Raw genomic sequence first — 24,097 nt, 5'->3', positions numbered from 1 at the left:
GGGTAGCTGATTTACTTGGTAAGATTTTGACCGATTGCCCGGAACAGTTCGATGGTTGCCAGTTCTTTCGCAGTGGCTTCGGTATCATCCGTGCCGTAGTCACTGTTGGCAGAAAGCTTCACTATGGTCAGGTTCCGGCTGGGGTTGACGTAAATAAACTGGTTATAAACGCCGATGGCTGAATATTCCCCTTCATCGCCATCCATCAGCCACCACTGGTATCCATAACCGAGCGAGTAGTCAGATAGCGGGTTGTCTCCTGGCAGCAGGTGAGGGGCATCGGCGCGGGTTGAGTCGGTGACCCACTGGCTGGAAACAATCTGTTGGCCATTCCAGTTACCGTTGTGGCGATAAAGCTCACCAATCTTTGCATAGTCCCGGGCAGTGGCGTTTAAGCCGCCGAAGGCCATGGCCCGACCGTGATCATCAATAATCCAGTAGCCAGGGTGTTCCATGCCCAGAGGTTGCCAGATATTCTTTGCGGCATAGTCGTTCAGTGATTGGCCGGTGGTCTTGGCCAGCAGGGCACCAAGTACCTGGGTATCGGCCGAGTTGTACTGGTTAAATGTGCCGGGTTCGCGGTCAGGCTTCATTTCTGCAATAAACTCATCCAGCGAGCCGCCTGCGGCCATCAGCCTGCCCATCTTCAGGACTTCTGAGTCCGGGTTGCTATAGTCCTCATTCCAGGCGGCACCGGACGACATCTGCAGAATATCCTTGATGCGAACACCGTCGTATGCAGAACCTTTCAAAAGTGGCAGGTACTCAGTCACCGGTTGCTCGATACTTTTAATATGACCCTCATCGATAGCAATGCCCAGAGCCAGAGAGGTTACGCTTTTGGCAACGGACATGGATAACCACTGAACATTCTTCCCACCGCTCAGAGAGTAATCCTCATAACGAATCTTGCCATCCTGCAGAATCAGCAGGGCACCGGTATCGCTCTCCTCAAGAAACTGCGCGGTATCGATGGTTTGATTGTCGTATTGAAAGCTCTCTGGTAGCGACAGTTTTTTCCCCGTCGGGAAGGTTTTGGGTTGCTCGGGGGCTTCCATCGTGCTGACCGGGAAGAGCTCCTTCACCCTGGCAAAGTTTTGGTATTGTTCTTCACCCGTAAACAAGGTGCCAACGAAGTACATTCGCTGGATGCTATCCCAATAATTCAGAGTTAGGGCACCGCCGGCCACCGATACAGCTGCGGTTATGCCTAAAAGCTTTTTCTTCATGGGAGGAGGGTTCCATTATTATGTTTTTTCTGAGCCGTCAAAAGATGACTCCCCCGATGAAGTACAAGCTATCACTGATCGTGTTGATGAAGTTTTGCTATCCGCTCAGAAAGTTTTGCCAAACGTTATTCTGTATCGGGCAGAAGGCGGGAGAATTGTTTCTGGTAGGTTTTCGGTGGCATGCCGAATAGGCGTTTGAAGGCGGTAATAAAGTTACTGCTGTGTCCGTAGCCCAGTTGTTCAGCAATGGTACTGATCGGTGTTGATGTGCTGCGCAATAAGTTCAAAGCCCGTTCCATGCGCAGTTTTTGAATGAGTTCACCAACCGTCATGCCATAGGTGTTTTTGAACACACGCTTGAGCTTGCTTTCACTCATCCCACTCTGGCGAGCCAGCTCGGTCAGCGTTGGCGGTGTTGCCAGGTTGTGTTGCAACTGATGCCTGAGGGTTGTTAGCTGCTGTTGCTCGTAAGGCGTTAGAGTGGACTGTTCTTGCTGCCGGTCTCTCTGTTGCATGTTGTCGAGAGTCAGGCAAATCAATTCACTAATTTTCGCCTGTAGATAAGCCTTCTGCAACGCGCCCTGGTAAGGACTGTCTACCAGAGCCCGCAGGCAAATGTGTATTGATTCATTAAAGTCCATCACTTCAAAAGCGTCTTTCGGATCGACTGTTATTCTGTCCTGCAAGCGCAGTAGAGCCTCAGGCCAGTCTTCGCGGGGGAGTGTCAGCGGTGGACTCTCCAGCCCTTGAGGTTGAATCATCAGCATGACCATGCCGTAAACATTGCCAGGCGGCGTGGAGTCATAAATCTGCTGTTGATTCTCGGTATAAGCAATAAACAGTGTGCCCGGCTTCATAGTGATGTTCCGCTTGTCAGGCAGATGCAGGGTATTGTTTCCGGCGAGCTTATACACAAAGGTCAGATAGCCAGACAGGGTGGTCGCCTTGTGTTGTGCTGGCCGGTAATCCTCGCTCAGTGCATCTTCTGAATAGATCATACGCAGCAAGGTATGATCATTAATACGGTACAGTTCCTCATAATCTACGCTGAGCTCGCCGGTATATTGAAGGCGTACAGCATCATACCGGTGGCTGAGTCGGGTCCAGCCAGTGGTGTCTGAGGTCAGCTGCTCAGCCATGGGGGCCCGGCTTGGATGTGGCGATTTTAACGAATCCTGAACCATGAGTGTGCCAGAACCTTCTTAATCCGCTATCAGCGAATTCAGCCGATTGGTCAGGGCTTTGTGGAGCTGCTGAACCTTTTCTGAGGCACTGATCGGATTGTTATCCCGGTCGGTGATAAAGAACACGTCTTCAACCTTTTCCCCGAGCGTGGAAATTTTGGCATTGTGGATCAGCACCTTCTGCTCCATAAATACCTGTCCCAGGTTGGCCAGCAGGCCAGGACGGTCGGTGGCCTTAACCTCAACAACGGTGCGGCGATTAACCGGATCATTGCTGATGGCAATACGTGGCGGCCGGGTAAAGTGCTTCAGTTGGCGCGGAACATGGTAGTTGGCCGGATCCAGTCGAGGCAGCTCTGCGCTATTCAGGCGTTGGATGATATGACTCTGGATGCGTTCAATACGGTTCGGGTCATCGCCCAGGGGCTCACCTGTGGCAGCATCCAGAACGATAAAGGTATCCAAAGCAAAGCCGCTGGTGGAAGTGATGATGCGGGCATCGTGGATCGTCAGGTTCAGCTCGCCCAGTGCCGTGGTACAGGCAGCGAACAGGTTGGGAACGTCTGGTGTATAGATAAAGACGGCCGTACCGCCTTCATAGCGACGCTCGGTGGATTCCCGTACCAGCACCAGCGGTGTTTGATTGGCATTATCGAGAATGCCCTGGGTCTGCCAGGCCACTTCCGGCGCATTGTGGCGCAGGAAGTAATCATCTCCGAGGCCATCCCAGAAAGTATTAACCGCCGAAGTATCCACCTGGTTCAGTTCCAGCATCTCCCGTGCCTGTTCCTGAGTGTCATGAATGCGCTCAGCCTTATCGATCGGGTTTTCAAGGCCGCGATGCAGGGCCCGGCGGGTTTCATGGAACAGTTCCCGAAGCAGTGAGGCACGCCAGCCATTCCACAGAGTCGGGTTGGTGGCATTGATGTCAGCAACGGTCAGACAATACAGATAATCCAGACGACGAGAGTCGCCCACAAAGCGGGCAAAGTTGTTAATGGTTTCCGGATCGGAAAGATCCTGACGCTGCGCGGTGACCGACATCACCAGATGGTGTCGTACCAGCCACTCAATCAAGGAGCGGTCGGCAGCCGGCAGGCCGTGGAGCAGGGCGAACTTCTGGGCATCTTCTGCCCCCAAAACCGAATGGTCTCCACCTCGACCCTTGCCAATATCATGGTAGAGACCGGCAATATAGAGCAGTTCAGGCTTTGGCAGGCGCTTCTTGGCACTGCAGGCCACCGGGAACTGTTCCTGGCTTTCCTTGTAGTTAAAGCGGCGAAGGTATTTGATCAGCAGCAACGTGTGGGCATCGACCGTGTAGTTATGGAACAGGTCGTGCTGCATCTGGCCGATAATATGACCAAACTCCGGCAGGTAGCGCCCCAGAATGCCATAACGGGTCATACGACGCAGGCTGGCTGTCAGCGCGTAAGGGGCACGCATCAGATCAAGAAACAGCTTGTGTACTTCCGGGTTCTTGCGGAAGTCATCATCAATCAGATGGCGGGCATCGCGCAGGGCGCGAATGGTTTCCGCCGTCATCCCTTCAATAAACGGATTACCGGACATCAGCACAAAGGCTTCCATAATGGCCGGAGGGTGGTTGAAGAAAATCTTGGGGTCTATGGCGTCCAAATATTCATTACGCACCTGAAAACGCTCATTCAGCATCACAGGCGTGTGCTGGGTGCCGTTATCCAGAATGGTGACATCAAAGTGTTGCAGTAGTAGATCGTTTAGCACGCCCAGGCTCATAACCGCCCGGAAATACTTCTGCATAAATTGCTCGACGGCCAGTGCACCACCTTCAATATCTTCATAGCCAAACTCTTTGGCCAGAGTGCGCTGATGATCGAATAGCAGCCGGTCTTCGGGACGTTTGGCCAGACGGTGCAATGCCCAGCGAACCTGCCAGAGAAAGTCCCGTGCCCGCACCAGCACCTGATACTCCCGCTCAATCAGAAAACCGATATTGACCAGTTCCCGCGGATCGTTGGTACCAAAGTGTCGACGTGCGACCCAGCCAATCATATGCAGATCCCGCAGGCCACCGGGGGAACTCTTCAGGTTCGGCTCGAGGTTGTACATGGTCTGGTTGAATTTCTGATGGCGGGCACGCTGCTCATTGTATTTGGCCTGCAGGTAGTCTGAGCTGTTCCACATGCGGGCCGGACTGATGGCCTCATGCATGGCATCAAACAGCTCGGATTTACCAGACAGCAGGCGTGACTCAATCATATTGGTGATAATGGTCAGATCATCCCGGCCTTGCTTGGCGCACTCTTTCACCGAGCGAACACTGGAGCCGACCTTGAGATTGATATCCCACAATAAGGTCAGGAACTGTTCAATCGTGTCCCGGTGGGGTTCGGCATCTTCGTTCTTCAGCAGAATAAGAATGTCGATATCTGACTGCGGATGCAGTTCCCCGCGACCATAACCGCCCACCGCGACCAGCGCGATATCCGCTGCGTCTTTTCCCGCCAGATGTTCCCAGGCCAATATCAGCACCTGATCAATGAGCCAGGCACGACCAGTGACCAGCTTCTGAATCTCTTCGCCTTCGTTAAACCAGGCGTTCATCAGGGTATTGGCCTGTTCCAGGCACTTACGATAAGCCTGGCTGGGCTGAGGGGTGACCGTCAGTTCAGCACGGAACTGGCTGCGATCAAACAGGCTTTTTTTCTGGTCGGCGGAGAGAACAGCAGTCATGGTTGTTTTTCTTCTGGTATAAAAAAGGCCGACTAAAAAGTCGGCCTTGAATCATTACTTAAGCGGAGAAGTCTCGCCTTCGCGCAGGGTCAGGATCTCATAACCATCGCTGGTCACCAGAATGGTGTGTTCCCACTGGGCCGATGGACGACGGTCACGGGTGATTGCTGTCCAGCCATCGCCTTTTAGCTTGGTCTCTTTACGGCCGGCGTTAATCATCGGCTCGATAGTGAAGATCATGCCTTCCTGCAGCTCAACACCGGTTCCGGCCATGGCGTTATGCATCACCTGTGGTTCTTCATGGAAGCCTTCACCAATACCGTGGCCGCAGTAGTCTTCAACGACGGAGTAGTGGTTTTTGTGGGCGTGCTCGGCAATGGCCGCACCAATATCACCCAGGCGGGCACCAGGGCGAACCAGTTCGATACCCTTGTACATGCACTCACGGGTCACGTCGACCAGACGCTGAGCGAACTCCAGCGGCTCACCGATAATAAACATCATGCTGGTATCACCGTGGTAGCCATCTTTGATGACGGTGATATCAATATTGAGCATGTCGCCTTTTTTCAGCTTCTTCTTTTCAGAAGGGATGCCGTGGCATACGACATCGTTCAGGGATGTACAGATAGATTTCGGGAAGCCCGGACGACCTGGTGCAGCACCGTAGTTCAGTGGAGCCGGGATGGCCTTCTGGGTGTTAACAATATAATCGTGACAGATCCGGTCCAGCTCACCGGTGCTGACGCCTTCCTTAACATAAGGCGTGATCATGGTAAGCACCTCACCGGCCAGACGGCCAGCGATACGCATTTTTTCAATCTGTTCCGGAGTTTTGATGATGACAGACATGTAGGCTGTTGAGATCCCGCAAAAACTTGGTATTGCGTGGATTCTAGCAAACCACGGGGGGCGGAGTTAACACCTGATTTCTCTGTTACCTCTGCTGACAGGACAGTTTGTTGGGATGACGACAGGGGGCATCGCCCTTTCAAAGCGCTACAAAAAGTAAACTCTGATCACTCTCTGTTGTCATTAGTTACGCGATGAACAGCGGTTCGGAGACTTCAGGGATGTCAGTAACCAAACACTATAAGGGACGTAAAACCCTCAAAAACCTATTGCCAAGTAGTCTGACCAACTGGGTCTACAAGAAACAGGTCGGTGAGGGCGAATTTGGTGTGGTTCATAAGTATTCTTTTGGCCGGCGCTGCAAACGAAGCGAGCGGGTCTTTAAAGTATTTACTGACTCGGCTTCCAGAGCTAATCGCAAGAATGAACTCTGTCAGGCCAGGATGGTTCAGAAGCTCTCTCATCCCAATATTGTTCAGGTTATTGAAGTTTGTGATCAGGAGGATAAATGCCAGGGTGTAGTGATGGAGTGTATGAACACGGATCTGTTTGCGTTAATGGAAATCACTGCAAAATGGGAGTGCCCACTCTCTTTCTGTCTGGGGCGTGAAGTTCTAAACGAGGTGACTTTCCCTGATTATTGCCGCCAGATTCTGATGGGGCTGGCTTACCTGCATCAAAACCGCATCGTCCATTGTGATGTCAAGCCGGAGAATATTCTTATCAGTGGTGGCGTTGCTAAAATTGCGGATTTTGGTCTGGCGGTTAAGTTGGGTTGGTTACAGCTGGCGGTTCAATCAAGTGGCGGGACTCCCGGGTTTACGCCGCCGGAATCCCATGACCGGGCGGCTCGGTTACCTCAGTATGGGTTTATCCAGACGCTGATGGGAGGAGGGCCGACAGGGTCTGTGAGTCGTAAGTTCGATATATTTTCGTTTGGTTGTATCTTGCTGGATGTTTATACCGGCGAGCCCCTGCATTTGGGAAAATTTATCGGTAAGGATTTCGGCTTTTTTGGACACCTCTATCAGAATCCGGCCGCATTGCGGGACTGTGTAACCGCTCGTCTCAAACAGGCTAAAACCGGGCGGGCGATTCCGGATGGCCATGCCGAGGTTATGTACCAGGCCCTTGCCTATCATCCCTCAAAACGCCCGGATGCTGCGACGCTTCGCGAAAAATATTTCTCCAGGTAAGGTTGTTGTAGCGGTTAATACAGCGGTGTTTAATCGGGAAGCCCCTGTTCGCAGTCATGTTATTACGTGAATTTCTGTGAGTTCTGGTATGATGTCGCACCCGAGTGTGACGAGCGCCATCTGGGCAACCAGAACCAGGGCGTTGTAAAGCGATTCTGACAGGACGATTTCCGGGATATGTCTCAACACAAAATTACCCAGGCTCCGATTCCCATGCGGCTGGTGGGGCCGGTTCGGATTGTCGGCGATGTTGTCGATGATAGCGTGATGCTGCCTCTGGCTACCTATGAAACCCCTCTCTGGCCTTCTGTTGGTCGGGGCGCGCGGGTAGCGACTCTCGCTGGTGGCATCAAGGCCACTCTTATTGATGAGCGTATGACCCGTTCCATCCTGCTGGAAGCGGCCGATGCCAGCAAGGCGCTGGCCGCCTGGCAGAGCATTTCATCCCGGATTGATGAAATGAATATGGTGGTGCGCGAGTCCAGCCGTTTTGCCAATCTGATCAATCTGCACAACCAGATTGTCGGCAATATGCTCTATATCCGTCTTGAGTTCACCACCGGCGATGCCTCCGGTCACAATATGGTGACTCTGGCTGCAGAAAAACTGCAGGACTGGATTCTGGGTGAATATCCGGAACTGAAATACACCTCTATCTCCGCCAACTTCTGTACTGATAAAAAAGCGACAGCCGTTAACGGTATTCTCGGTCGTGGCAAAAACGTTGTTTGTGAGCTGCTGATTCCTCGTGAGCTGTGCGAGCGTCGCCTGAAAACCACGCCGGAAGCGGTGGTGGATCTGAATATCAAAAAGAACCTGATCGGCACCATGCTGGCAGGTGGTATTCGCAGTGCCAATGCCCACTTTGCCAATATGCTGCTGGCGTTCTATCTGGCGACCGGCCAGGACGCGGCCAATATTGTTGAAGGTTCCCAGGGTATCGTGCACGCAGAAGTGCGTAACGGCGATCTCTACTTCTCCGTCAGCTTGCCTAACTTGATTGTGGGTACGGTTGGTAATGGTAAAGGTGGTTCCGAAGGTCTCGACTTTGTCGATGAGAACCTGCGCCTGATCGGCTGCCGCGAAGAGCGTGCGCCGGGTGAAAATGCCCGCCGTCTGGCGGTGATCTGTGCGGCTTCGGTTCTGTGTGGTGAGCTGTCTCTGCTGGCGGCGCAGACCAACCCAGGTGAGCTGATGGCAGCCCACGTGAAATTCGAGCGCTGATTAATGACAGACACTGTGCAGGATGGGGTCGGTGAACTGACCAACAGCCGTAAGGTTGAACATATCCGCATGATTGAACAGGATAGCGGGACCGATCGTGATGCCCGCTATTTTGATCGCCTTCGTTTGACCCATCGTGCGCTGCCGGAGCTCAATCTTTCAGAGGTTGATCCGTCGGTCGAGTTTATGGGGCGCAAGCTCTCCTTTCCTCTCCTGATCTCTTCCATGACCGGTGGTGATCATGCGCTGGTCAGAACCATTAACCGTAATCTCGCACTGGCTGCCCAGGAAGCTGGCGTGGCTATGGGTGTGGGATCTCAGCGAGTCATGTTTGAGCGGGAGACGGCACGGGCCAGCTTTGCCCTGCGTCAGTACGCTCCGGATGCTCTGTTGTTGGCCAATATCGGTGCTGTTCAGCTCAACTATGGGTTCGGTATAGAACAGTGCCGGGCAGCGGTTGAGCTGGTGGGGGCTGATGGGTTGTACCTACATCTGAATGCCCTGCAGGAAGCTGTTCAGCCGGAAGGAGATATCAATTTCTCCGGTCTGCTGCACAAGATTGGCGACATTCGTCGTGAGCTTGATTGTCCACTGCTTGTTAAAGAAGTGGGTTGTGGCTTCTCCAGTGAAGATATTGCCGGTCTGGTGTCTCAGGGTATCGAGTATATAGATGTGGCCGGTCAGGGCGGAACGTCATGGAGCCGGATAGAGCATTTGCGCTCGGATGATCGCCATGAACTGGGCATGCTGTTCCAGGATTGGGGTATCCCGACACCGATTGCGCTCAGGAATGCTGCCCCTTATCGGGACCGTACGCAGATAATTGCCAGTGGCGGTCTGCGGAACGGTGTTGACATGGCCAAGTCTGTTATACTCGGCGCCCGTCTGTGCGGGATGGCTGCCCCGCTACTCAAGCCAGCCATGGAGTCTGTAGACCGGGTGGTAGAAACCATAGAAGCCCTGCGGCGTGAGTTTGTCACAGCCATGTTCCTGCTGGGGGTGCCGGATGTTGCCCATTTATACGGCAATGAAAGACTAATTCTGGATGAAATGATCTGACAACGGTCTGATAGAGTATTATGTCCATCGGTATTGATGACATCAGTTTTTACTCCTCCGGTATGTATCTGCCGCTGGCAACGCTGGCGGAACACAACGGAGAAGATCCGGACAAATACCGGATAGGCCTGGGCCAGGATCGCATGGGTGTTCCCTCTCAGGACGAAGATATTGTTACCCTGGCTGCCAATGCCGGCAGACCTCTGGTAACGGATGACAACCGTAACAGTATCAGCACAATTCTGTTTGCTACCGAGTCGAGTATTGATCAGTCCAAGGCGGCAGGTGTCTACGTGCACCGTCTGTTGCAGTTGGGCTCTAACTGTCGTGTGGTGGAATTGAAGCAGGCCTGTTACAGCGCAACTGCCGCTTTGCAGATGGCTTGTGGCATTGTTGCCAGAAAGCCGGATGCGCAGGTGATGGTCATTGCCTCGGATATTGCCCGTTACGGCTTTGGTACGCCGGGTGAGGCGACTCAGGGATGCGGCGCGGTGGCTTTCATCGTGAAAAGTAATCCCCGTTTGCTGAGTATTCATGCGGAGAGCGGCTGTTACTCCGAAGATGTGATGGACTTCTGGCGCCCCAATTATCGGGATACTGCGCTGGTGGATGGTAAATACTCCACCATCATTTATCTGAAGGCGCTGCGGCAGAGCTGGAAAAACTATGAAGAGGCCGGTGGTCTGGCTTTCGATCAGTTCTCCCGCTTCTGCTATCACCTGCCCTTTGGCAAGATGGCCGAAAAGGCTCATCGTAAGCTGGCGGTGACCAATGGCGTTTCCATGACCGATGAGCTGCTGGAACAGCAGATCGGAGCCAGTCTGCATTACAGTCGCCAGATCGGTAACAGCTACAGTGCTGCGCTTTATATTGGTATCGCGTCTCTGCTGGAGAATGATGCTGAGGATCTGTCCGGCAAGCATATTGGTCTGTTCAGTTACGGCTCGGGCTGCGTTGGGGAGTTCTTCTCGGCCACTGTGCAGCCGGGCTATCGGGAACACGCCCGTCGGCAGGCCCATGTGGATATGCTTGAGCAGCGGCAGGAGCTGGATTACCCCTCCTATGTTGTGCACTTTGGTCGTTCTGTTCCTGCCGATGGTGGTCGCCATGATTTTGCCGAAGAGGCGGCAGGTTACTATCGACTGGCGGGTGTGCATGATCACAAGCGCATCTATACGGAGATTGGTGACTGAGCATTTGCCTGAATCGGGCAGTTTTCGGTTTGACGTGAAAGAAAGTCATTAACCGGGGTTTAGTCATTACCTTGCCGCCCTTACAATGGGCGGCAAGTTGTTTGGATATGGCGGATAAGCGATGAGAGCAATTGCTCCCGGCAAAATTATCATCTCAGGCGAACACTCGGTGGTGTATGGCTCGCCGGCACTGGCGGTGGCGGTGAATATTCATGCCCACTGTGAAGTGCGGCCCATGCTTGAGCCGTCAGTCCACTTTTATCTGGATAATTACGGGCGCCTGGCTGAGTGCAGTCTGTCTGAGCTGGAAGAGCTTCGGCTGGCTATCGATGAAAGCTACCAGGCCTATCTGCTGGGTCAGAAGCAGATTGTTGAAGTGTTGCCGAAGCCTGGGCAGCTTTATCTCTACGCGATTGCCGGATTGTTCAGTGCCCATGACCTGCCTGTGGGTTCCGGTCTGGAAATTCATCTGAAGTCCGATATTCCCATGCGTTCCGGTATGGGGTCTTCTGCAGCAACTGTGGCTGCTGTGCTTGCAGCGGTGGCGGGTTTCTATGGTGTTGAACTGGATAAGATGGCGCTGTTCCGTTTTACCAGTCATACCGAGCGTCTGCAGCATGGCTGCAACAGTACTATTGATCCGATGGTGACGGTTCACGGTGGTCTGGTGCGTATGGAAAATGCCCAGGTAGAAACCCGTGAAGAGCTGCCGGAGCTGAACTGGTATTTGGTGAACTCTGGGGAGCCGGAGGTGAGTACCGGTCAGTGTGTGGCGGAAGTGCGTCGCAAATTCGGCAAAAGCACCATCTGGAATGAGTTTCACAGCATTATTACCGGTCTCGAGCAGGCTTTCCTGTGTCGGGATGTCGGTGCTCTAAAAGAGTATTTGTTCCGTAACCATCAATTGCTTGTGGATATTGGTGTGGTTCCGGGAACCGTGCAGCGTTTCGTGGAAGATTTGCGTTCACGCTATAACGCTGTCGGTAAGGTGAGTGGCGCCGGTGCTGTCTTTGGTGAAAAAGCCGGGTTTCTGCTGGTGCAGAGTGATGAGCCGGTGACTGAGTTGTGCCAGGAATATGGATTTCCTGTGACCCGTCTGCAGTGCGATCCGCTTGGTGTTCGGCTCTGCTAAATCTCCGACATCTTTCGGATGTTTCAGTGGCTCTGTGGTGGTGTAAAAGGTTTGCTGCAGAGTGCTGATCTGAATCTGTGGGTGTCCTCCGTTATAATGCCCCGATTACTTAATTGTGAATAACACAGTGAAGAAAGTTGTTGTTTCGGCTCCCGGCAGCACCATGCTGTTTGGTGAGCATGCGGTTCTGTATGGTGGTGCGGCGATTGCCTGTGCCATGGAGGCCAGAATTCGGGTTGAGGTGACCCTGCGTGATGATCGCGAGGTGATCATCCGCTCTGTGTTGGGTGACTTGCATGCTCACCTCGACAGATTGCCTGATGATCCTACCCATCGCTTTGTGCTGGAGCTGCTGAATCGCTGGCGCAGCCGGTTGATGGCAGGTGTTGAGATTACGATCACTTCCGACTTTTCTCATAAGGTAGGGCTGGGCTCTTCCGCTGCCCTTACTGTGGCTGTGGCAGCGGCTTTCCGTCATCTGTGTGGTCTGCCCTCGAAGCCGCGGGCGCTGCTGGATGAGTGTCTTGTAGTTGTGCGAAATGTGCAGGGCAGCGGTTCCGGTACTGATCTGGTGGCGAGTATTTATGGTGGCACTGTTCTTTATCGTCCGGATACCCGCACCATCACACCTCTCGGCGAGGATCTGCCGATTGCACTGTATTACTGTGGCTATAAAACCCCGACTCCAGAAGTGGTTGCCCGGGTGCGGGAAGAGCGAATGATGATCCCGGCGCTGTATGATCATCTGTATCGGGTGATGAATGAGTGTACCCAGCAGGCCACTGGTGCTGTGCGGGAAAATAACCTGAAGCGTCTGGGTCGCTGCATGAATGTTTATCATGGTCTGCAGGATGCGCTGGGCGTTTGTGATAAAACCCTAGCTGATATGACCTATGATCTGCGCGCGAAGGGAGCTATCGGCGTAAAAATTTCCGGTTCCGGCCTGGGTGACTGCGTGGTGGCCTTGTTTGATCCTGCGCAGTTTGAGGGCTCAAACGCCATCCCCGAGCTGGAAGGCTTTGAGCGCCTGCCCGTGACTGTAAGCAAATGTGGTGTGTATGTTGAATCTGACCCGGAATGATGTTGCAGCACGGCTGTTGGCGGATTGTGTCCCGGCGCCGGTCGCTTCCTTTGAGGCTTTTGCGCCGGTCAATATTGCCCTGTGCAAATATTGGGGTAAGCGTAATGCGGCGCTGAACCTGCCGGTGAATGATTCCCTGTCTGTTTCGCTGGGGAATAAGGGTTCGACCACGCGAGTCGCATTTCTCTCTGATGCGCAGGCTGATGAAGTCTATCTGAATGGCTCTGCGGTTAATCGCGATTCGGGTTTCTATAAAAAGGTTGTTGCCCATATCGATCTATTTCGTGGGTTGGTGCCGGGCTGTTTGCGTGTTGATACGGTCAATGATGTGGCCACTGGTGCCGGGCTGGCTTCTTCTGCTTCTGGATTTGCCGCGCTGACCAAGGCTTTGTCGGGGCTCTACGGTCTGGGTCTTGGTGATGAGCAGCTTTCGGTGCTGGCGCGACTGGGTAGCGGCAGCGCATGCCGTTCGGTCTATGACGGTTTTGTGCGCTGGCACAAAGGTGTACGCGCGGATGGTATGGACAGCTTCGCCAAGCCCCTGCCGGAATCCTGGCCTGAGTTGCGGGTAGGGGTTCTGACGCTGACTGGTGAGGAGAAGAAAACCGGCTCGCGGGAAGGTATGCAGAGAACGGTCGATAGTGCGCTGCTATACGGTAGCTGGCCGGAGCAGGCGGAGCGCGATATTGCTCGCTTAGAGCATGCCATTGTTCAGCGGGATTTCACCCTGCTGGGGGCGACGGCAGAGCAAAATGCCATGGCGATGCACGCCACTATGTTGGCCTCCTGGCCACCATTGCTTTACTGGCAGCCGGAATCGGTTGTTGCCTTGCAGAAGGTGTGGCAGCTGCGTGAGGAGGGTGTGCCCGTTTATGCCACGATGGATGCCGGTCCTAACGTTAAGCTGTTGTTTGAGGCGAATTCTACGGATGATCTGGCCCAAGTCTTCCCGGAAATGGATATCATTGTGCCTTTTCTCTAAGTGTTTGAATGATTTGATCGAAAGCCTCCGTGCACAGGGTGTACGGAGGCTTTTTTGTTTCAGGGTGTTTGCTGTGGCGGCTGCTAGACTGGAGGAGCTTTAGTTGTTCGAGGTGTAGAGTTATGGCTGCCAAAGATGATGATTTCGCGGACGATGTGATTGCTGATGGCGAGGAGGCTCCGGTTCACCATAAGCATGACAAGCATCAAAATGAATACCGGCAGCATGAGAAGAGTCATCCCCATACTCGTCATGGTGGTAACCCGGAAGGGCATAAACATCCGGTGCCGGATCATGAGGATCATAAATCCGGTGATCGACATCATCACACCAAGGAGCATGACCATAAAAAGCCCAGCCGGGAGCACCATAAGCACAGCAAGGATTAGTCGTTCTTTGTAAAAATTCCTCCCTTCCTGGTGGATGCCGTAAGCGCAAAAATGTGGCGGATGAAGTATCTTTATGGTATAAAGCCGCGCTGCTGCTTATGAACCTTTACCGGTCCATGTGCAGCAGTACATTTACTTTTTAAATAAATCGCACATATACCGGCACATATCCCGGGGTGCCCCATGCTGTGTTCTTGTCAAAGAGAACAGGCATAGAGGGTCGGGTTTATGGGGTATATGGAGGCATAACCCCTCAGGAGTTAAAGTCATGGCACACGTTACCATGCGCGACATGCTGAAGGCTGGTGTTCACTTCGGCCACCAGACCCGTTACTGGAACCCAAAGATGGGCAAGTACATCTTTGGCGCTCGTAACAAAATCCATATCATCAACCTGGAATACACTCTTCCTGCGTTCAACAACGCTCTGGATTTCATCCAGAAGCTGGCTGAAGGCAAGAACAAGATCCTGTTTGTTGGTACCAAGCGCGCTGCTGGCAAGCACGTACGCGAGCAGGCTGCTCGTTGTGGTATGCCTTTCGTTGATCACCGCTGGCTGGGCGGCATGCTGACCAACTACAAGACTATTCGTCAGTCTGTACGTCGTCTGCGTGACCTGGAAGTTCAGCGTGAAGACGGTACCTTCGAGAAGCTGACCAAGAAAGAAGCTCTGATGCGTTCCCGTCAGCTGGAAAAGCTGGAGCGTTCCCTGGGCGGTATCAAGGAAATGGGCGGTCTGCCTGACGCACTGTTCGTGATCGACGTAGAACACGAAAAGATCGCTATCCAGGAAGCCAACAAACTGGGTATCCCTGTTATCGGTATCGTTGATACCAACAGCAACCCAGACGGCGTTGACATGATCATCCCAGGTAACGATGACGCAATCCGCGCTATCCAGCTGTACCTGTCCAGCGCTGCTGACACCATTCTGGAAGCTCGTGCTGCTCAGACTGGCGAATTCGTAGAAGCTGAAGAAGCTGCTGCAGAAGAAGCTGCTGACGAGTCTGGCGAAGAAGCCTGATTTGTGAAGTGTTCAGCGTCTGCCCTTTTGTTGTGTGCACGTGCTGAATAACTATCACTGAAGAAAGGGGGCTTTGCCCCCTTTCTGCCATAAAAGCCACCGAAAGCTTTACGTTGTTTACAGCTTTGGGTGCAAGGGACTTTATACAGGTAGTGCGCTCATAATCCAGACGCACTACCTGTTTACTGACAGATAAGAGGATACTGTGATGGCGACAATTTCCGCTGCTCTGGTAAAAGAACTGCGTGATCGTACTGGCCTGGGCATGATGGAGTGCAAGCGCGCTCTGGCTGAAGCTGGTGGTGATATTGATGTAGCAATCGAAGAGATGCGTAAGTCCGGTCAGGCCAAAGCGGCCAAGAAGGCTGGTCGTACTGCTGCTGAAGGTATCGTAGTAGCCAAGGCTGTTGACGGCGCTGCTCTGGTACTGGAAGTTAACTCTGAAACTGACTTCGTTGCTCGTGACGCTGGCTTCATCGCGTTCGCTGACTCCGTAATCGAGAAAGCTGCCACTGAAGGTCTGCTGGATATCGAAGCTCTGAAGGCTTCTGTTGAAACTGACCGTCAGGCTCTGGTTCAGAAGATTGGTGAGAACGTTGACGTTCGTCGCGTAACCAAGCTGGAAGGTGGCGTTGTTGGTTCTTACGTTCACGGTAACAGCCGCATCGCGGTTCTGGTTGCTCTGGAAGGTGGTAACGAAGAGCTGGCTCGCGATATCGCCATGCACGTAGCAGCTGTTAACCCACAGGTTATCAACCCTGCTGACATGCCTGCCGAAGTTGTTGAGAAAGAAAAAGAGATCATCAAGGCTCAGCCAGACATGGCTGGCAAGCCAGAAAACATCGTTGAAAAGATGATCGAAGGCCGTATCAAGAAGTTCCTGGCTGAAAACAGCCTGACTGAACAGGCGTTCGTTAAGAACCCTGAGCTGACTGTTGGTCAGCTGGCCAAGAACGGTGGCGCTACCATCGTGAGCATGGTTCGCTACGAAGTTGGCGAAGGCATCGAGAAAGAAGTTGTAGACTTCGCTGCTGAAGTTGCTGCCGCTGCTGCTGGCAACAACTAAGCACTGACAGACCAGCCCGGATCCCTTGCGGATGCGTGCTGGTTTTGTTTTACAGGGTGATGATGGTTATCATCACCCTGTTCTGTGTCTGGAGTGTGCTTTTTCAGATACTCTGGTGCAGAAGGCAGTTGACTGGGTATTGGTTCTGATCGGTTTTTACTGTTTCAGTATTCAGCCCACTGCCTGTTTTTACTCTCCATTTAGCTGCAGGACTTAACTATGCCCGCAACAGATCGCCAGCCAAAATACAAACGCATCCTTCTTAAGCTCAGTGGTGAAGCCCTGATGGGGGATGAAGAATTTGGTATTGATCCGAAGGTTCTGGATCGTATGGCTCTGGAGATCGGGCAGCTGGTCGGCATTGGTGTGCAGGTCGGTCTGGTGATCGGTGGCGGCAACCTGTTCCGTGGCGCTGCGCTGAGTGCCGCCGGTATGGATCGGGTAACCGGTGACCATATGGGTATGCTGGCTACCGTAATGAATGCACTGGCCATGCGTGATGCGCTGGAGCGCTCCAACATCAATACCCGGGTTATGTCTGCAATTCCAATGAGCGGTGTGGCTGAACGTTACGACCGTCGTCGCGCAATGCGTTACCTGAATACCGGAGACGTGGTAATCTTCTCCGCCGGAACCGGCAACCCATTCTTCACCACTGATTCTGCCGCCTGTCTGCGTGGTATCGAAGTGGATGTTGATGTGGTTCTCAAGGCGACCAAGGTTGATGGTATTTACGACAGTGATCCGGTAAAAAATCCGGATGCCGTCAAGTTTGACCAGCTGACCTACGATGATGTGCTGGATCGCAAGCTGGGTGTTATGGACCTTACTGCCATCTGTCTGGTGCGTGACCATGATATGCCGATCCGGGTCTTCAATATGAATAAGCCTGGTGCGCTGCTGAATGTGGTAGTGGGCCAGAATGAAGGGACTCTCGTTTCCCCTTGATGCGGATGCTCCCTGGAGAGCCGCAGAGTTGTTTTGCAGCAGCATTCAGTGAGAGTGCTGGATAGAACATGATTGATTGAGGTGGGATGGCGAATAGCAAATCCCGCCGGAAATTTCAGGAGTGAATGATGATCAACGAAATCAAAGCTGATGCTGAAACCCGCATGGGTAAGAGTATCGATGCCCTGCAGCACGCTTTTGCCAAAATCCGTACCGGCCGTGCACACCCAAGCCTGCTGGAGAACATCCAGGTAAGCTACTACGGTTCAGACACTCCTCTGTCCCAGGTGGCTAACATCTCTGCTGAAGATGCCCGCACCCTGGCTATCCGTGTTTGGGAGCGCAGCCTGGTTCCTGATGTTGAGCGCGCCATCCTCAAGTCTGATCTGGGTCTGAACCCATCCACTGCCGGTGAGGTTATTCGTGTACCTCTGCCTGCACTGACTGAAGAAACCCGTCGTGGTTACACACGTCAGGCCAAGCAGGAAGCTGAAGGCGCCCGCGTAGCGATTCGCAACATTCGTCGTGATGCGCTGGCTGACCTGAAAGAGCTGGAAAAAGAAAAAGAAATCAGTGAAGACGACGAGCGTCGTGGTCAGGATGACGTCCAGAAGATCACCGACCGCTTCATCGCTGAAGTTGATGCGGCTCTGGCAGCCAAAGAAAAAGACCTGATGGCAATCTGATCATCAGACATTAAGAATCTGGCTGAATGCGTTCTGGTTTTGTGTCAGGCGCCTTCAGTCAGGGCTGAAGTGATGTGATGGTACGTTGAATACTATGACTGAAGCATCCGCTGGCGAAACTGTCAGCATTGATACGGTATCCGGAACATCTTTGCCTGTTGTCCCGCGCCATGTTGCCATCATTATGGATGGCAATAATCGCTGGGCGAAAAAACATGGCAAGGGCCGGCTGGCTGGTCACCGTGCCGGTGTGGATGCTGTCCGCAAGGTTATTGAAGCCTGTGGTGATTACGGGGTTGAGGTTCTGACCCTGTTCGCCTTCTCCAGTGAGAACTGGAATCGTCCTCAGGATGAGGTCCGGGGGTTGATGGATCTTTTTCTGCATGCCCTCAAGCGTGAAGTGAAACGCCTCCAGCGCCATAAAATCCGGCTGAAAGTCATTGGCGATATCAGCCAGTTCAGTCCGGTCATTCAAAAATATATTCACCAGGCGGAAGAGCAGACTGCTCATGACTACAAGGTTACCCTGGTGATTGCTGCCAGTTATGGCGGGCAGTGGGATATTACCGAGGCCACACGCAAGCTGGCACATCAGGTTCAGGACGGCTCTCTCAATGCTGCCGATATTACTCCTGAGCATATACAGAACAATCTTACGACCGGGGATCTTCCCCCGCCGGACCTGCTTATCCGAACGAGTGGTGAACACCGCATCAGCAATTTCCTGTTGTGGCAGTGCGCCTATTCGGAATTTTACTTTGCTGATGTTCTCTGGCCTGACTTCAGTCGGGAGGAGTTCCTGAAAGCGTTGCGTGAATTTGCCGGTCGGCAGCGTCGCTTCGGGCTCACCAGTGAGCAGTGTGAAGCAGGCACATGAACACGGACAGATTATGCTGAAACAACGAGTTATCACCGGTCTGGCGCTACTCCCTGTAGCGCTGTGTGGTGTGTTCCTTCTGCCTCAGGAGTGGTTTGCCATCTTTATCGGGGCAATCATTACTCTGGCAGCCTGGGAGTGGGCCAACCTCTCCGGCTTCTCTGCCGTCTGGCAACGAGTTTTGTACGCGGCGGTGACCGGGGGGCTTCTGCTTTGTTTGTTCAGCCTGTCTGTGCTGCCGTTAAGTTTCCTGCTGGGGGCTGGTCTGGTCTGGTGGCTGGTTGCGGTGATGCTGGTTATCAGTTATCCCGATTCCCTTGCGGTCTGGAAGCCGCGCATAGTGCAGCTGATTATCGGATGGCTGGTATTGATTCCTGCCTGGGGTGGTCTGGTGTTTCTCAAGTCTCAGGGTACACCGGAGTTTGAGCAGCAGGGTAATGCTCTGATTCTCTACGTTTTTGTGCTGGTGTGGGGGGCTGATGTGGGTGCCTACTTCGCCGGTAAGACCTTTGGTCGCCGTAAGCTGGCTCCGCATCTTAGCCCGGGCAAAACCTGGGAAGGTGTACTGGGTGGCCTGCTGACTATCACCCTGATCGCGCTGGGAGTTGCCTGGTATCGTGAGCTGGGTCTGTTCCATGCCATCGGCTTGCTGGCCATGACCTGGGTGGTGGGTCTGGTATCCGTTCTGGGTGATCTGCTGGAAAGTATGTTCAAGCGTGAGCGTGGTATCAAGGACAGCAGCAGTCTTCTGCCAGGTCATGGTGGCATTATGGATCGGATCGACAGTCTGACTGCTGCGATTCCCGTCTTCTCTGTATTCTGGCTGCTGGCCAGCTGATTCTGCGGAATCGACAGGAGTGTCGCCTAGGGTGCGCTCCCAATTAAACATACGTCTCAGTGCTTCTGAAGGCTGTCAGGCGTTAGGAAGGTTTGTGAAAATCGTAGTTGACCTACATTGAGCAAGCCTGACGCAGCGAATGGCAGCCTTCAGGAGCACCCGAAGGGCATTCCCAAGAGCTTCCATGGCTGCGTTGCAGCTTTTTGAAAGGCAGTAAGCATTCCTGCAAAGCTGCGCCTAACCATGGAAGCTCTTGGAAATGCTGAGATCGATGTTTAATTGGGAGCGCACCCTATGGCTGGCGCTGCTTTTCTCCCTGTGTTTCACTTCTCCGTTTTCGTTAATCCCAAGACAGTTCAATTGCCGTTATGAGTCATCGAGACCGTGTTTTTGCCGAGCAGCAGGAGCAGATTGCCGCATTTGCCTTTGATGAGGCTGTGGCCCGTGTATTTCCGGATATGATCCAGCGTTCCGTGCCGGGCTATAGCATGGTGGTGTCCATGATTGGCCTGATCGCCGCACGTTATGCCAAAGAAGGCACGCAGCTGTTTGATCTGGGTAGTTCTCTGGGGGCGACGGCAATTGCCATGCGGCATGGGGTGAAGGCAGAAGGTTGTCGTATTGTCGCTGTGGATAACTCGGAAGCTATGGTCAGTCGTTGTCGTGAGATTGTTGCTGACGATAGTGGTCGTGTACCCGTTGATGTCGTGTGTGGTGATATTCGCGAAGTGGCTATTGAGAATGCTTCCGTCGCGGCCTTGAACTTTACCCTGCAGTTTGTACCTGTTGATGATCGTCTGCCGTTGCTGAAAAAAATTCGTGATGGTCTGGTTCCGGGTGGTGCGCTGGTTCTGTCGGAGAAGCTGGCTTTTCCGGACGCACATCAGGAGATTCTTGATGATCTCTACTATGACTATAAGCGTGCTAATGGCTATTCTGAGCTGGAAATCAGTCAGAAGCGGACGGCGCTGGAGAATGTTCTGGTGCCGGAAACCCTATCGCAGCATCGGGCTCGTTTGATCGAGGCCGGTTTCTCTCATGTTGTTCCGTGGTATCAGGGTTTTAACTTCTGTTCCCTGCTGGCTGTCCGCTAAGTCGTTCCGGGTAGAGTCACTATGACCAATATTATTGATAGATTTTATGGCGATCTGCTTGAGGATATGGTCGATACCCGGCTGGAACCCTGGCTGAATACCCTGCGACCGGATCTGCATGAAATTCTGGTGAATGCTCCCCACGGAGATACCACTCGCTGGTTGGCCTGCCTTGATGCATTGCCGCCAGTGCAGCCTGACCGTGTAGTGCTGGATGAAAGTGCAGTGGGCGCTGCCGTTGATGAGCCGCTCTCTGATGCGGTGCGAGAGCAGTTGCATCATGCCCTGAAGGGGTTGATGCCGTGGCGGAAAGGTCCGTTCAATCTTTTTGGTGAATATATTGATACCGAGTGGCGCTCCGACTGGAAGTGGGATCGGGTTGTCGAACATATTGCACCACTGCAGGGGCGTCAGATTCTGGATGTGGGTTGTGGCTCCGGCTACCACATGTGGCGGATGCTGGGTGAGGGGGCATCCCGGGTTATTGGCGTCGATCCGTCTCGTCTGTTTCTCTATCAGTTTGAAGCGATTAAGAAGTATGCGGCTCCCGGCGCGCCTGTGCACTTGTTACCTCTGAAGATGGAAGATGTGACGCCACGATTAAAGGCATTCGATACCGTATTCTCCATGGGTGTTCTTTATCACCGTAAATCACCAATAGAGCATCTGCAGGAGCTTTATGGTTCTCTGCGAGCTGGCGGTCAGGTTGTGCTGGAAACGTTGGTGATTGATGGCGTGCTGGGTGAAGTGCTGATGCCGGAAGATCGTTACGCGATGATGCGTAATGTCTGGTTTATTCCCAGCCCGGATACTCTGCTGTTGTGGATGCGCCGTGCCGGTTTCCGTAACGCTCGTGTGGTTGACCTTAATCGTACGACTATGGATGAGCAGCGCCCAACCCAGTGGATGGGCTTTAACTCGCTGAAAGACTTCCTTGACCCCAATGATCCGCTGATGACCGTGGAAGGCTTGCCGGCACCACTACGGGCTGTGGTGGTGGCCGAGGTTTAATCCGGCTTCCGGCACAGAATGTGGATGTAGCGAGCCATATCCAGATAGGGTTTCTGTCTGCCGTAAATTCTCTCGGCTTCCAGGATGTCAGCAAAGCTGCTGCGCTGGAGGTCGTGAGGACGCATATTGTCATAGACTGCGCGAATACCTGTTTTCGCCTTCACTTCCAGTCCCGCTTCCTCGATCCATTGCTCCACATCTTCCAGAATCTGTGGATTATCCGGCGTTAATGTTTTGCCATTGCCCTGCAGGCGGGCACCCGGATTATTGGTGTAGACAAAATTGCCCATCATCAGGTGACGCCAGATCAGCGCGCGCTTGTTGTAAAACAGTACGGAATACCAGCCACCGGGTTTAACCTGTTGAGCCAGTTGTTCAAAAACGGCTTTCGGATCTGCCAGCCATTCAATCACCGCATGAAAGAGAATCAGGTCACCTGGGTTCGACTGGTGTTGTGCCAGCTCTTGAATGGGGGCATGGATAATATTGACTGAAGTCTCCGGTGCAATATCGGAAAAGTTACGTTCAGCCCGTTTCAGCATCTCGGCAGACAGATCACACAAGCTGACTTGTAGGGCCTTACCTTGGGATAGCTGGGCCGAGAACAGGCCAGTGCCGCCTCCGGCATCAATAATGTGCTGGCCTTCCGGGTTGTCGAGCCAGGGGATCAGGCTGAGATCTTCCCGAATCAGCTCAGTACGCAGCCGGCCTTTGTCGGTTCCATAAATCTGGCGCTCGAAGCGATCGGCGAGGGTGTCAAAGTTGCGGTCAGCTAGCACTCAAAACTCTTTTCATGATCACAGTGTGGAAAAAGGGTGATTTTACTTTAACCTCTTGCGGCGGCAAGGATAGAGGATTTGCCAGTAGAAGGGGTGGTATGCGAGCATTGCCCGAACAGGATTTTAAATAGGTCATCGTTCTGACCTTATGATTTTAATGAGACTCCCCTGAGCATGGATTCCATCCAGACAGTTTTTGCATTTATTGTTGCCCTGGGCGTACTGGTCAGTGTGCACGAGTATGGTCATTTCTGGGTTGCCCGCCGCTGTGGCATTAAAGTTCTGCGGTTCAGTGTCGGGTTTGGTAAGCCATTGCTTACCTGGTACGACAAGCAGGGCACAGAGTATGTGATTGCCCTGATTCCTCTGGGTGGCTACGTCAAAATGCTGGATGAGCGGGAGGATGATGTTCCTGAGCACGAGCGCCATCTCTCATTTAACAGTAAGCCGGTTTTGGCACGTATTGCTGTGGTTGCCGCAGGCCCGATCGCCAACTTCCTGCTGGCAATTGTCGCATTGTGGATCATGTATATGGTCGGTGTACGGGCGGTCGTCCCGGTAGTTGGTGATGTGGCTCCGGAATCGGCTGCCGAGAAAGCCGGACTCTATAGAGATGCTGAGATCGTTGGTGTTGATGGCACAACGACCCGCAGCTGGAACGATATTAATATTGCGCTGATGCGTTCCATAGGCGAAACCCGTTCCATTGATCTGGCCGTGCGTCCGTTTGGGCAGGAACATGAGCAACCGACTTCCAAGAGTCTGCCGGTGCAGCGCTGGCTGGTGGGTGATGAGCAGCCTAACCCGATTCGCAGTCTGGGTATTCAGCCCTGGTCTCCACCGGTGCCTCCGGTGATTGGCCAGATTTTGGAAGGTGGTGCCGCTGAGCAGGCCGGCCTGCAAACCGGTGATGAAGTGATCTCTATCAATGGGCGCTACGTTTCCAGCTGGGATGAGTGGGTTGAAGAGATTCGGGTGAATCCAAAACGGGCCGTTGAAGTGATTGTTTTGCGTGATGGACGTGAGCAGTCGCTTAATCTGGTGCCCGGAGAAAAAGCATTAGCCGATGGCAGCAAAATTGGTTACATTGGTGCAGGATCCAGTCCCTTTACGTGGCCTGAAGAGCGGGTCAGAGATATCCGCTTCGGCCCGGTTGCTGCACTGGGGGTGGCAATGGAAGAGACTGCATCGTTATCGATCTTGATGGTGGATTCACTGGGCAAGATGATAACGGGGCTGGTATCCGTAAGTAATCTCAGTGGACCCATTACAATTGCCCGGGCTGCTGGTGCCTCCATTCAATCGGGTCTGGAGAGCTTTCTGGGCTTTCTGGCTATGCTGAGTGTCAGTCTTGGGGTAATCAATCTGCTACCCGTGCCGGTACTCGATGGTGGACACTTGGTGTACCATTTCATCGAACTGATCAGAGGTAAGCCTCTGTCGGAAAAGGCTCAGATGTTCGGAATGCGGATAGGACTGGCATTGATTATGGGGGTGATGTTTATCGCCCTGTTTAATGATCTGAGTCGACTGTGACC

22 protein-coding genes are annotated in these 24,097 nt (G+C 53.2%); 17 read left to right on the top strand and 5 right to left on the bottom strand.

Going from position 1 to position 24,097, the window contains the following annotated elements:
- Positions 1–11 precede the first annotated feature (11 nt).
- The 4 genes from EHSB41UT_RS07525 to map form a co-directional block, all read right to left on the bottom strand.
- Entirely contained in the window at positions 12–1,229 is a 1,218-nt protein-coding gene (locus EHSB41UT_RS07525; protein ID WP_087108408.1) for a serine hydrolase domain-containing protein, read from the bottom strand.
- A gap of 125 nt (positions 1,230–1,354) precedes the next feature.
- A complete protein-coding gene (locus EHSB41UT_RS07520; RefSeq protein ID WP_165767182.1) occupies positions 1,355–2,368 on the bottom strand; it encodes a helix-turn-helix transcriptional regulator in 1,014 nt (337 codons plus the stop codon).
- A 63-nt stretch (positions 2,369–2,431) separates the two neighbouring features.
- Positions 2,432–5,128: a [protein-PII] uridylyltransferase gene (gene glnD, locus EHSB41UT_RS07515; protein ID WP_087108404.1), complete on the bottom strand. Its 2,697-nt coding sequence runs from the start codon at positions 5,126–5,128 to the stop codon at positions 2,432–2,434.
- 54 nt (positions 5,129–5,182) lie between these two features.
- A complete protein-coding gene (map, locus tag EHSB41UT_RS07510; RefSeq protein WP_087108402.1) occupies positions 5,183–5,980 on the bottom strand; it encodes a type I methionyl aminopeptidase in 798 nt (265 codons plus the stop codon).
- 221 nt (positions 5,981–6,201) lie between these two features.
- Between map and EHSB41UT_RS07505 the strand changes: the two genes are divergently transcribed.
- The 16 genes from EHSB41UT_RS07505 to cmoB all read left to right on the top strand — a co-directional run bounded on the left by EHSB41UT_RS07505 (position 6,202) and on the right by cmoB (position 21,780).
- Positions 6,202–7,176, top strand: a complete 975-nt coding sequence (locus EHSB41UT_RS07505) for a protein kinase domain-containing protein (RefSeq protein ID WP_165767181.1) — start codon at positions 6,202–6,204, stop codon at positions 7,174–7,176.
- Between the two features lie 177 nt (positions 7,177–7,353).
- Positions 7,354–8,400 (top strand): hydroxymethylglutaryl-CoA reductase, encoded by a 1,047-nt coding sequence (locus EHSB41UT_RS07500; RefSeq protein WP_087108398.1) that lies wholly within the window; start codon positions 7,354–7,356, stop codon positions 8,398–8,400.
- 3 nt (positions 8,401–8,403) lie between these two features.
- Positions 8,404–9,459, top strand: coding sequence for a type 2 isopentenyl-diphosphate Delta-isomerase (fni, locus tag EHSB41UT_RS07495; protein WP_207626589.1), 1,056 nt, complete (start codon positions 8,404–8,406; stop codon positions 9,457–9,459).
- A 20-nt stretch (positions 9,460–9,479) separates the two neighbouring features.
- Complete coding sequence (locus tag EHSB41UT_RS07490; protein ID WP_087108396.1) at positions 9,480–10,652, top strand: hydroxymethylglutaryl-CoA synthase; 1,173 nt, start codon at positions 9,480–9,482, stop codon at positions 10,650–10,652.
- 121 nt (positions 10,653–10,773) lie between these two features.
- On the top strand, positions 10,774–11,784 hold the full coding sequence (locus tag EHSB41UT_RS07485; protein ID WP_087108394.1) for a mevalonate kinase family protein: 1,011 nt from the start codon (positions 10,774–10,776) through the stop codon (positions 11,782–11,784).
- Between the two features lie 115 nt (positions 11,785–11,899).
- A complete protein-coding gene (mvk, locus tag EHSB41UT_RS07480) occupies positions 11,900–12,865 on the top strand; it encodes a mevalonate kinase (RefSeq protein ID WP_207626588.1) in 966 nt (321 codons plus the stop codon).
- A complete protein-coding gene (gene mvaD / locus EHSB41UT_RS07475; RefSeq protein ID WP_087108390.1) occupies positions 12,843–13,847 on the top strand; it encodes a diphosphomevalonate decarboxylase in 1,005 nt (334 codons plus the stop codon). The genes mvk and mvaD overlap by 23 nt, the downstream gene beginning before the upstream one ends.
- Before the next feature lie 122 nt (positions 13,848–13,969).
- Positions 13,970–14,236, top strand: coding sequence for a hypothetical protein (locus EHSB41UT_RS07470; RefSeq protein ID WP_087108388.1), 267 nt, complete (start codon positions 13,970–13,972; stop codon positions 14,234–14,236).
- A 268-nt stretch (positions 14,237–14,504) separates the two neighbouring features.
- Positions 14,505–15,260: a 30S ribosomal protein S2 gene (gene rpsB / locus EHSB41UT_RS07465; RefSeq protein ID WP_087108386.1), complete on the top strand. Its 756-nt coding sequence runs from the start codon at positions 14,505–14,507 to the stop codon at positions 15,258–15,260.
- Between the two features lie 208 nt (positions 15,261–15,468).
- The gene (tsf, locus tag EHSB41UT_RS07460; protein WP_087108383.1) at positions 15,469–16,326 is read left to right on the top strand and encodes a translation elongation factor Ts; all 858 of its coding nucleotides are present in this window, start codon (positions 15,469–15,471) and stop codon (positions 16,324–16,326) included.
- 219 nt (positions 16,327–16,545) lie between these two features.
- On the top strand, positions 16,546–17,274 hold the full coding sequence (gene pyrH / locus EHSB41UT_RS07450) for a UMP kinase (RefSeq protein ID WP_087108379.1): 729 nt from the start codon (positions 16,546–16,548) through the stop codon (positions 17,272–17,274).
- A gap of 128 nt (positions 17,275–17,402) precedes the next feature.
- On the top strand, positions 17,403–17,960 hold the full coding sequence (frr, locus tag EHSB41UT_RS07445) for a ribosome recycling factor (RefSeq protein WP_087108377.1): 558 nt from the start codon (positions 17,403–17,405) through the stop codon (positions 17,958–17,960).
- Positions 17,961–18,054: 94 nt separating this feature from the next.
- Positions 18,055–18,837, top strand: a complete 783-nt coding sequence (uppS, locus tag EHSB41UT_RS07440) for a polyprenyl diphosphate synthase (protein WP_087108375.1) — start codon at positions 18,055–18,057, stop codon at positions 18,835–18,837.
- Positions 18,838–18,850: 13 nt separating this feature from the next.
- A complete protein-coding gene (locus EHSB41UT_RS07435) occupies positions 18,851–19,675 on the top strand; it encodes a phosphatidate cytidylyltransferase (protein ID WP_087108996.1) in 825 nt (274 codons plus the stop codon).
- Positions 19,676–20,043: 368 nt separating this feature from the next.
- Complete coding sequence (cmoA, locus tag EHSB41UT_RS07430; RefSeq protein ID WP_087108372.1) at positions 20,044–20,769, top strand: carboxy-S-adenosyl-L-methionine synthase CmoA; 726 nt, start codon at positions 20,044–20,046, stop codon at positions 20,767–20,769.
- A 21-nt stretch (positions 20,770–20,790) separates the two neighbouring features.
- On the top strand, positions 20,791–21,780 hold the full coding sequence (cmoB, locus tag EHSB41UT_RS07425; RefSeq protein WP_087108370.1) for a tRNA 5-methoxyuridine(34)/uridine 5-oxyacetic acid(34) synthase CmoB: 990 nt from the start codon (positions 20,791–20,793) through the stop codon (positions 21,778–21,780).
- On the opposite strand, the gene EHSB41UT_RS07420 is transcribed toward cmoB, so the two are convergent.
- Positions 21,777–22,559, bottom strand: a complete 783-nt coding sequence (locus tag EHSB41UT_RS07420) for a methyltransferase domain-containing protein (RefSeq protein WP_087108368.1) — start codon at positions 22,557–22,559, stop codon at positions 21,777–21,779. The genes cmoB and EHSB41UT_RS07420 overlap by 4 nt on opposite strands.
- A gap of 174 nt (positions 22,560–22,733) precedes the next feature.
- Between EHSB41UT_RS07420 and rseP the strand changes: the two genes are divergently transcribed.
- Positions 22,734–24,095 carry a sigma E protease regulator RseP gene (gene rseP, locus EHSB41UT_RS07415; protein WP_087108366.1) on the top strand — a complete coding sequence of 454 codons (1,362 nt, stop codon included), beginning with the start codon at positions 22,734–22,736 and terminating at the stop codon, positions 24,093–24,095.
- Positions 24,096–24,097: the final 2 nt, after the last annotated feature.

This window comes from Parendozoicomonas haliclonae (assembly GCF_900174585.1).
Classification (GTDB): Bacteria; Pseudomonadota; Gammaproteobacteria; order Pseudomonadales; family Endozoicomonadaceae; genus Sansalvadorimonas; species Sansalvadorimonas haliclonae.
Note: the sequence above shows the minus strand (reverse complement) of the source record. Positions and strands in the feature narration are given on the sequence as shown.